Raw genomic sequence first — 9572 nt, forward strand, 5'->3', positions numbered from 1 at the left:
GCTTGAGGCCCACCAGCCCGTTGACCGCCGCCGGGATCCGGATGGAGCCGCCACCATCGTTGGCGTGAGCCATCGGGATCGCCCCGGCCGCCACCAGCGCCCCGGACCCGCCGCTCGAGCCGCCCGCGCTCCGCGAGGTGTCCCAGGGGTTCCGGGTGGAGCCGTAGACCAGGGCCTCCGTGTTGGCGTTGTAGCCGAACTCCGGCGTGGTGGAGACCGCGACCGTCGCCAGACCGGCAGCCCGGAACCGCTCCATCAGATGCGTGTCCGCCGGCGGGACCACCCCGTCGGCCAACATCCGCGTGCCCATCCTGGTCGGCACGCCCTCGGCATGGCAGACCAGGTCCTTGATCACGAACGGCACCCCGGCGAAGGTCCCGTCCGAGGCGTAGTCGAGTGGCGTGTCGAACGGCCCCGACGCCACGGCGTTGAGGTGCGCGTTGACCGCGGCGATTCCGTCCGTGGCCAGCGTCGCCAATTCGTCCGCGGTGACCTCACCGGCGGCGACCATCGCGGCGAGCGACGTCGCGTCCTGTGCTGAGTATTCCTCGATGTTCACGGGTCCTCCTGGGGTTGGCATCCGGCGCCTCCTACGCCGACTGCCCGAATGGTGGCACCATGTGCTCCAGGTCACATCGGCCGAATGGCCGATGCCCCTTCCCGCCCCGGCCTGCGACGATCGGAGGTGTGCGTGACGCCGGAGATGACGTGGTGGGTCCGTCTCGCCGACAGCGTGCGCGCCGCCGGCCGGGGTGAGGCCCCCCTGGACGAGCCGGTGCGCATGGTCCGCGACGGGCTGGGGTTCGACTGCGCCACGCTCGTCGGGCCTCAGCGGGCCACCACCGGCCGGGCGCACCCCGTCCTGGTGAACCTCGACTACCCCGGCGACGCCATCCGGTTCATCTCCACCACCTACGCGGCGGAGTGTCCCGCGCACCGTTACATCACCGAGCAGCGCGTGGCCGGACGGTTCATCGACCTGCCGTACGACTTCCGCTCCTCGCGCACCTACCGGGAGGCGCTCAAGCCCAACGGCTTCCACGAGGGCCTCACGCTCCCCCTCGGCGTGCTCCGCCACGGTTCGCCCCGCCCGGGATTCCTGGCGCTGAGCTCCACTCACGGCCGGCCACTGCGTGACGAGGCCCTGCTCGGGCTGACCATGCTCGCCAGTGAGATCGCCTCCCTGACCGATCCCCGGGCGACTCGCCCTCCCGCCCCCGCGGACCTCGTGGTGTGGGTGAGCCGCGGCACGCTCGACGTGCGGGTGGGTGACGTGGCCGCCGGCCCCTTCACCGCCAGAGACCTCTCTCGGATCGGGGCTCTGCACCAGCGCACCGGGGCGGCGCTGGGCTTCCGGCACCGCGCCGGCTCACGGGGCTGGTGGCACGTCACCACCGACGCCGCCGGGGACGGGGTCCTGATCCGCATCCAGGAGGCCGAGTGCGACGATCACCTCACCCCACGTGAACTCGATGTGGTGGGTCTGCTGTCCCGCGGGTGGACCAACGACGAGATCGCCACTGCCCTGGGGATCTCCGTGCGGACCACCCGGACCCACGTGGAGGCCGCGCTGATGAAGCTCGGAGTGCCCAACCGGACCGCTCTCGGGCGGGAGGCGCTTCTCCGCGATCTCGACAGCCTCGACGCGATCCGCTGCGTGGCCGAGGCGAGTCACCGCTCGCTGCCCGCGTAGACGGGCCCGGGCCCGGACATGCGCGGACCCCGGGCCGCGGGTGCGGTCCGGGGTCCGTGTGGTGCCTCAGGTGGCGTGCGCGACTTGTTGCGGGCGCGTCTTGTTGCGGGCGCGTCAGGCGGCGCGCGGCCGTGCGTGCCGGGTGGCCGGGAGAGGCCTCCCGGTCAGGAGATGCCGCCGAGGAGATCGGTGGGCAGCATCCCGGTCAGCGAGTCGGTGCCGCTGCCGTTGCCACTGCTGGCCCCCTGGAGCAGCGAGCCCAGGCCGAGCGATCCCAGGATGGGGGCGGCGAGCGAGCCGAGAGCGAGTGAGCCGAGCGAGCCGATGGCGTCTGAACCCATGAGTAGGCGTCCTTTCGGGTGGGTGCGGGTGACGTGGCGCGGTGGGCGCCTGCCCTACCGACGGTAGCAGCGGTGTGCCGCATATCACACCGCCGCGCGCATTGTTGCGGCAGGCCCCGACCGCGACTTCGGAGGTCACCGGGCGAAATGTGACAGGCCGCTCCGGGATCGCCCCCCGTCGTACAGAATCGTGGCGTGAGAGAAGTCGACCTTCCCCATCCCGACGCGATGTCCCCCAGGTGGTCCGCACTGGCCGCGGTGCTCGCCGCGTACGGGCCGCGCTGGGCGGAATCGGCCTACGCGAACGAGTCGACGTGGCATTACGACGACGGCGGCGGCAACTGGGCCGACATCCGCTTCGCCGGCGAGGGGCGGGCGGTGCTCCTGGGTCACGACCACGAGTACTCCACCACATACTTCCGCGCCGCCGCCGAGTACTTCGGGGAGCCCGAGACCGACCTCCTGGCCGGGTGCCCCGCGTGGTGGGCCGAGGCGATCGGCGACCACCTCGAGCGCATCGACTCCGAGGGCATGTGGATCGGGTTCATCTACGGGTACGACGGCGGCACGTGGACACGCGCCGAGTACGACAACGACGACGGCTTCACCGCCCTGAACCTGCCTGCCCTCAGCGACCGGGCCGTGCTCCCGCAGATCACCGGGCAACTCACGATGTCCACCGGCGGCCACCCCGCCGGCGCGGCACCCGCCCCGGCCCTCCTCGACCGAGTGCTCGCCGAATGCCCCGACCTCAGCGCTGACACGGCACAGGCTCTCCTGGGTGGGCGCGGGCTGGATGTCGACGCGGCCCTGCGCGCAGCGCACCAGTTCCGGCGGGGGGGTTAGATGCCCGGCTGTGGCTGCCGGCGGCGGACTGCAAGACTGCCGTGGGGGTAGCGATTGCTGGCGCGCCGAAACCGCTAGGGCGGGGCGGCCTGGAGTTCGGCCGAGGTGCACTACTCACGTGATCAGTACGAGGCGGTTGGAGATCATCGGATTGCCTGCCCGGTCGATCGCCGCCTCACCCCGCAATACCGACGACGTCGCCGCGTCGACGCTTCCGATGAACGGCCTCATCGCCCGGCGTGCCCTTGATCTCCCCGATCTGAAGCCCGGACAGACTCTCACGGTCACCGGGGCTGCCGTATCGACCGGTGAATACGTCGTGCAGCTGGTCACGCACGCCGGCCTCACAGTTGTGGCCGACGCATCCGAGACTGATGAAGAGCTTGTCCGCTCGCTCGGCGCTGATCAGATCGTCAGGCGAGGAGACAACGTCCGCGCGGGACCAGCCGTCGGGAGCACGGCCCCTCGTCGTCGTTCAGATCTTCGAGCGGTCGACGTCACCGCCGCTCTGCTGTGCGAGATCCTCGGAGAGGATCGCCACCATCTCCCGATGGTGCTTCTCGATGGAATGCCCGTCCCACAACCCGTCGTTGTTCTTGACCTCAGCCGCCATCAACACGAGCTTTGGACTCTGCTTGATGGTCCCCTCCTTGAGAACTTTACTCGCCGGCAGTTCGTTGCTGAACTTTGAATTAGCGCTCACGCTGACAAGAGCCAGGTTGCCGAAATAGTGAAGCCGGTCGTCGTCGCCGGCGAGCGCGTCCCAGCCCACGTTGTCGCGGTTCGCATGCTGCGGGAAGAAATGCTCCACCGAGTTGCGAAACTGAAACTCGTAACTCGTGTCCCGCGCTCCCTCGGGTCCATAGCCTTGGACCAGCAGATAGTCCAGATATGTGTAGACGATGCGCTCGATGGCGAATCCGAACGGGCCGGAATCGGTTGGCATCGAATCCCGCACCTTGCCGCGGATGTAATTTCGGAGCTCGTCGGCGAGCATCTGGCCTTGGTGATGCCGGGGCATCGATGGATCGACGCGGCGCAGCACCCGAGTAATCCAATGCATGTTTCTAGGGGATGTGTAGGTAATGCGCAGCACTGACTGGAGGAGGAGGACGTCCCGGGTCGGATCGCCCGCCCCTACCTCGACCTGATCATCAGACTCCTCCCCCGTCGGCGAGAACGCGCGGGGGTACTTCGGGCTGGCCTTCGCATTGCCGGAGTCGCTCGTCGTGTTCTTGCCGAGTCGCTTGAGTGACCACGCACCGTCCTCCACGTGAGTTCCCACGAACTCACGTTTGAGAATTGCGTTGTCCAGTACGAACTTGCAGCGCAGCAAGGTCTCAATGAATCTCTTCACGAGTTCGGCCGGCCGCACGGCATCTCCGAATTCTTCGTCGAAGAGTCGAACCAGTCTGGAATCGTCAAGGCGGCCATCGTCCTCGTCGTCGCCACCCTCTCGTGTGTGCATCACCTTTAGCGCGTGCAGGAGGAGGGTGGGAAAGCGGATCGGAGATTGAAACCGCTGAGTTTCCTGCAAATCCGTGTACGACTCGTCCTTGATACGCGCATAGCGATCAATCGCTTCAGACAGAGTCAGCGGTCTCACACCGGTCATATTCTGGGACCGCACCTTGCCCCGGACGTCCACAAGATCGTCAAACCCCGTAGTATTGAGTCGGTCCCAGTCCACTCCGAAGACCGCCGCACGGAGATTGGTGTCGCCCGGAGTCAGCGCCATCTGGATATACCGGCCCATGTCCGCGCAGGCATCCCAGACCCAGGCCAGAGTGGCTCGTTGACGCTCTGTGCGTTCCGAATCCGCCGAATTGTCAACCCCGAGGTAACTCATGAGCCTGGCTTTGACGATGTCCACCTGCTCGAGCTGCTGGCCGCGGGTATTCATCACCTCGAAGTACCTGTTCAGGTCGGTGGCCTCGGGAAGCGCTGCTCGCACCACGCAGACCTTCTCGAGGAGGAAGCGCGCAAACTGCCCCAGATTCGCGCCTCCGTTCGCCAACCGCGCGAGCCCTTCCTTGAGTTGCTTGTACCCGGTGAGAATCCCCGATCCCTCGTCCTCCTCGGAATCGGAGAGGTTCTGCAGCGCCTGGGAGGCAACTCTTCGCGACGAGTAGGTCAACTGGGAGATGGCCTCGAGGTCGCGACTGTTGAGCCCCTCTGCCCCCAGCGATTCCCGTTGGAGACGGTGCAGAAGCATGAACAACGTCGTAAGTCGCTGCTGGCCATCCACGACCTCGTAGGTGGTGACATCGTCACCGTTCTGCTGGGACTTCGGGGCAACAATGAGATTTCCGAGGAAGTAGTCTCCGGCGATACTCGTCGACGCCTTCCAGATGTCGTCGAGGAGTTGGTCGATCTGTTCCTTGCCCCACGCGTAGTTGCGCTGGTAGACGGGAATCTCGTATTGCACCCCGCGCTGGCCGAAGAGCTCCTTGACAGTCAGGAGTTCAGGCGTCAGTTGGCTCGTCATCAGGCCCCCAGACGTTCGAGCAGGGTGCGGAGTTCTCTCATGTGAGTGGGCCGATCTTCTCGACCCACTTCTCCCACCAGGAGGCGACGTAGATCCTCCGGCCGTTCCGCGTTGCGCAGGAGCCCGAAAGCGGACGCGTTCTCCTCGGTGCTGCGTGCGTGGTTATCGACCGATATCAGCTGCACTCGTATCAGATTGGCCCGGAGACTGTAGGCCCAGCGGAATAGTCGGCTTTTCGCTTCGCCGAGGTCGGCGATTCCGAACTTGTTTGTGTAGTAGAGCAGCGCTGCCAGATACAACTCGGACACGTAACGGAACTTCGCCTTAGATGGCTGTTCGTCGTACTCCGCCGTAGACGAGACGAAGTTCTCCCAATCCGGATCATCGAATCCTTCGCGGCGTAGTCTCTTGACTTCGTCCAGCATGAACTCGACCATCTCGAAGAACGGGCGGCCCGGCTGCACGGGTGCCTCCAGCTGGAAACGGGTACGAAACCCGTCCCTTTCTGACGCGGCGGACTCCGGGGACCACGCCGTCAACACGGGGACAACGGATTGAGCCGCACGGTGGTAGCGGGCCATCGGCGAAACCGCGGCCTTCGCCGTTACTCCCTTGAACTCATCGACGTGATCTGCGCTGAACGCCGGCGCCGTCAATCCCCGTGACCATCTCCGGATCCGCCACAGATAGGACGAGAAGAGGCGGTCCAGGTCCGCGTCCGGGACGGCCTCCCACGCCTCCACCAATGCCACCTTCATGAGCGCGGACTCTCCGCGGGTCTCCCGCAGGTGATACGCCTTGAGCAGGTCGTGCGGTAGTAGCGACTTGCCGCGGTAGTTCTGGGAATCGAAGACCCGAAACGCCTCATCAGCGTCGTCTGTTTCGATCCGCATCACCACACAGTTGTCGCGGATGAAGGCGGCGAGGGCGCCTCGGTCGCTGTCGATCGCGCCGACGCGGCTGGCGAGTTCTCTCCAGACCTTGGTTATGGGCGCGGCCGGGTCGGCGTGATCCCAGTTCTTCCGGCCGACCGCAGGTGGGTCCTGCGCATCGAGTAGTTCGAGCAGCATCGTCAGCGTGAGGAGCCTCTGCTGGCCGTCCACCACGTCGGGGAATTCAGCTTTCTTGTCGCGGTGGAGAATGATCGCTCCGAGTACGTAGGAAGCTTGGCCCGGTTCGTCGACGCCGGTTGCGCCGCTTAGGGTCTCGCGGAATTCTAACCGAATATCGTCTAGCAATTGCGTGGCCGTCTCCGGCTTCCACCTGTAGGGCCGCTGGTAGGCCGGAATGCGCAGTTCCTCCGAGAGCAGTTCGCGAATTGTCACGCGCTTGACGCCGTGTGCACGACTGATGGCCACGCGGTCTCCTTCTTCGAGATTGAGGACCATCAACATTTCACACCATGTGCCCGTTCTTCATGAGGTTATCCGCGCTCTGATTCTAATTCCGAGACGCTGGCTTCCCCGCCCGCCCTGCCCATGCTCATTGCGCAGAGGCCGGTCGCCATTGTCCGACTCGAGTGCCAGAGTGGACCCATGGCGAGCAAGGGCGGCAAGGAGTCGGTCGAGGTCGACGGGCGGACGATCCGTTTCACCCACCCCGACAAGGTGCTCTACGAGGCCACCGGCACCACCAAGGCCGATGTGCTGGAGTACTACCTCGCGGTGGCGCCGCTCCTCATGACATACGCCGGTCAGCGTCCCGTGACGCGCAAGCGCTGGCCCGACGGCACCGAGGACAAGTCCTTCTTCGAGAAGAACCTGCCCTCCCACACGCCCGACTGGGTCTCGCGGGTGGCGATCGAGCACTCCTCGCGCACGGTCACCTACCCGGTGCTCGACTCCCCCGCCACGCTGGCGTGGTTCGCCCAGCAGGCCGCGCTCGAGCTCCACGTGCCGCAGTGGACCCTGACCGACGGCGAGCCGGGGCGGACCAGGCGGATCGTCATCGACCTGGACCCCGGCCAGGACGTCGACCTGGACACGACGGCGAAGGTCGCCCTGCGCGTCCGGGATCTCCTCACCGAGGCGGGCCTGGACTCCTACGCCGTGACCAGCGGATCCAAGGGCATCCACCTCTACGCCCGCCTGGACAAGGCCGTCACCGCCAAGGGCGCCTCCGCGGTGGCCAAGCAGATCGCCCAGTCGCTGGCCAAGCAGACCCCGGACCTGGTCACCGCCACCATGAAGCGCTCTATCCGCGACGGCAAGGTGTTCGTGGACTGGAGCCAGAACAGTGGCGCCAAGACGACCGTCGCGCCCTACTCCCTGCGCGGGCGCGCCGAGCCGTGGGTTGCTGCCCCGCGCTCGTGGGAGGAACTCGGTGACGGCGGGCTCACGCACCTGCACTGGGACGAGATGCTCACGCGACTGGAGTCCGAAGGCGACCTGCTCGACGGCTTGGAGGGACCCGCGAAGAAGGGCGGCGGGTCGAAGAAGAATGCCACCAAGAAGTCCGCCTCTAAGAAGTCCTCGGCATCGCGAGAGAAGAAGTCCGCGAGCCGCAAGAAGTCCTCGTCGTCCTCATCGGATGACGGGGACCCCGAGCGCGGCAGTTCCGATTCTTCCGGCGCCGATTCCGGCGACTCCGACTCCGGCAGCGACGACTCCACCCGCGCCGCAGCCGAGGAAGGCTGCGACACCGGCCCCACCGACGCCGACGCCGTGGTGACCAGCCTCGAGGAGTACCGCCGCAAGCGCGACCGCCGCAAGACCCCGGAGCCGTTCGACGGCGAGGTCGAGACCGACCGCTCCGACGACGACGGCCCGATCTTCGTAATCCAGGAGCACCACGCCCGCCGCCTGCACTACGACCTGCGGCTCGAACATCACGGCGTGCTGGCGTCGTGGGCGGTGCCCAAGAACCTGCCTACCGAACCGAAGGACCGGCGGCTGGCCGTCAACACCGAGGACCACCCGCTCGGCTACGAGACGTTCGAGGGCACCATCCCCAAGGGCGAGTACGGCGCCGGCCACATGACTATCTGGGACCGCGGAACCTACGAGTGCGAGAAGTGGAAGCCCGACGAGATCATCGTGTGGCTGCACGGTGAGAAGGTCTCCGGCCGGTACGTGTTGATACGCACGAACGCCGAGAAGAACCAGTGGATCGTGCAGTATATGAAGGACCAGTCGCCGGACTCGTTCTACGGCGGACGCGACAACCCCAAGTCGTCGTACCCCTCGGATAACGACCGCTCCGGGGGGTCAGACACGTCGCGGTCCCGCGAGTCGGGCGACTCGACTACCCGCCGTTCGGAAGCTGGGCAGAACCGCGACTCGGACATGGCCGATCGCCCCGACTCTCCCCCTCTGCCGATGATCCCCACCTCGGGGTCGGTGACATCCTTGCCCGAGGACACGTGGGCCTTCGAGGGCAAGTGGGACGGCTACCGGGTGACCGTGGCGACCGATGGCCGACAGAGCAGGGTGATGAGCCGCAACGGCAACTCGATGGACTGGCTGGCCGACGGCTTCCCCGGGCTGGCGCAGGCGATCGGGAAGCCCGCGGTGCTCGACGGCGAGCTGGTCGTGCCCGGCCCGGACGGCGTGCCCGAGTTCTCCGCACTGGCCAAACAGGCCGCCGCGGAAGGAGACGACTCGTCGATCGGCCCGGTGCACTTGTTCGTCTTTGACGTCCTGGGACTCGACGGCGTGGACCTCCGCCGAGAACGGTGGGAGCGGCGTCGCGAGGTGTTAGACCTGTTGACGCCGGCACTCGAGGAGGTCGAGCGGGTCCACGTGCCGGGCGTGCTCGACGGACCCGGCGACCGCGCACTGGACGAGGCCGAGGAATTCGGCTGGGAGGGCATCGTGGCCAAACGCCGGGACTCGCACTACCAGTCGGGAAAGCGGGCCAAGACCTGGCTCAAGGAGAAGCTGCTCACCACCACCGAGGCCGTGGTGGGCGGCTGGCGGCCGGGCAAGGGCGGGCGCTCCGGCTCGCTCGGCTCACTGCTGCTCGGCCTGCCCGCGCACACGGGGCTGACCTACATCGGCCGCGTGGGCACCGGCTTCTCCGACCGGCAGGGCAAGGCACTGCTCGAGGAGCTCGAACCGCTGCGCCGCAAGACCAGCCCGTTCCTCGAGGACCTGCCGTCCGACGCCCGCCGCGACGCCATCTGGGTGCTGCCCAAGCTCGTGGTGGAGGTCCGCCACCAGGGCTTCACCGAGGAGGGGGTGCTGCGGCAGTCCTCGTGGCGGGA

7 protein-coding genes are annotated in these 9572 nt (G+C 66.9%); 3 read left to right on the plus strand and 4 right to left on the minus strand.

The features are described 5' to 3' along the window. Nucleotides 1-559: amidase family protein (locus tag G6026_RS10990; protein ID WP_347238095.1), on the minus strand; the 559-nt coding region annotated here is incomplete at its 3' end. 84 nt (nucleotides 560-643) lie between these two features. On the opposite strand from G6026_RS10990, the gene G6026_RS17355 reads away from it, so the two are divergent. Then, entirely contained in the window at nucleotides 644-1693 is a 1050-nt protein-coding gene (locus G6026_RS17355; RefSeq protein ID WP_241728038.1) for a helix-turn-helix transcriptional regulator, read from the plus strand. Nucleotides 1694-1857: 164 nt separating this feature from the next. On the opposite strand, the gene G6026_RS11000 is transcribed toward G6026_RS17355, so the two are convergent. After that, nucleotides 1858-2034 carry a hypothetical protein gene (locus tag G6026_RS11000; RefSeq protein ID WP_176475023.1) on the minus strand — a complete coding sequence of 59 codons (177 nt, stop codon included), beginning with the start codon at nucleotides 2032-2034 and terminating at the stop codon, nucleotides 1858-1860. Nucleotides 2035-2229: 195 nt separating this feature from the next. Here G6026_RS11000 and G6026_RS11005 point away from each other — a divergent pair, with 195 nt between their 5' ends. After that, a complete protein-coding gene (locus tag G6026_RS11005; protein ID WP_309230207.1) occupies nucleotides 2230-2880 on the plus strand; it encodes a hypothetical protein in 651 nt (216 codons plus the stop codon). Between the two features lie 475 nt (nucleotides 2881-3355). Here the strand turns inward: G6026_RS11005 and G6026_RS11010 are convergent, their stop codons facing one another. Both G6026_RS11010 and G6026_RS11015 read right to left on the minus strand, forming a co-directional pair. Beyond that, a complete protein-coding gene (locus G6026_RS11010; RefSeq protein ID WP_182613199.1) occupies nucleotides 3356-5368 on the minus strand; it encodes a DUF262 domain-containing protein in 2013 nt (670 codons plus the stop codon). Further along, nucleotides 5368-6726: a DUF262 domain-containing protein gene (locus tag G6026_RS11015; RefSeq protein WP_182613200.1), complete on the minus strand. Its 1359-nt coding sequence runs from the start codon at nucleotides 6724-6726 to the stop codon at nucleotides 5368-5370. The genes G6026_RS11010 and G6026_RS11015 overlap by 1 nt, the downstream gene beginning before the upstream one ends. A 177-nt stretch (nucleotides 6727-6903) precedes the next feature. Between G6026_RS11015 and G6026_RS11020 the strand changes: the two genes are divergently transcribed. Further along, on the plus strand, nucleotides 6904-9572 hold a 2669-nt coding region (locus G6026_RS11020; RefSeq protein ID WP_241728039.1), incomplete at its 3' end, for an ATP-dependent DNA ligase.

This window comes from Dietzia sp. DQ11-38-2 (assembly GCF_014145055.1).
Taxonomy (GTDB): Bacteria; Actinomycetota; Actinomycetes; order Mycobacteriales; family Mycobacteriaceae; genus Dietzia.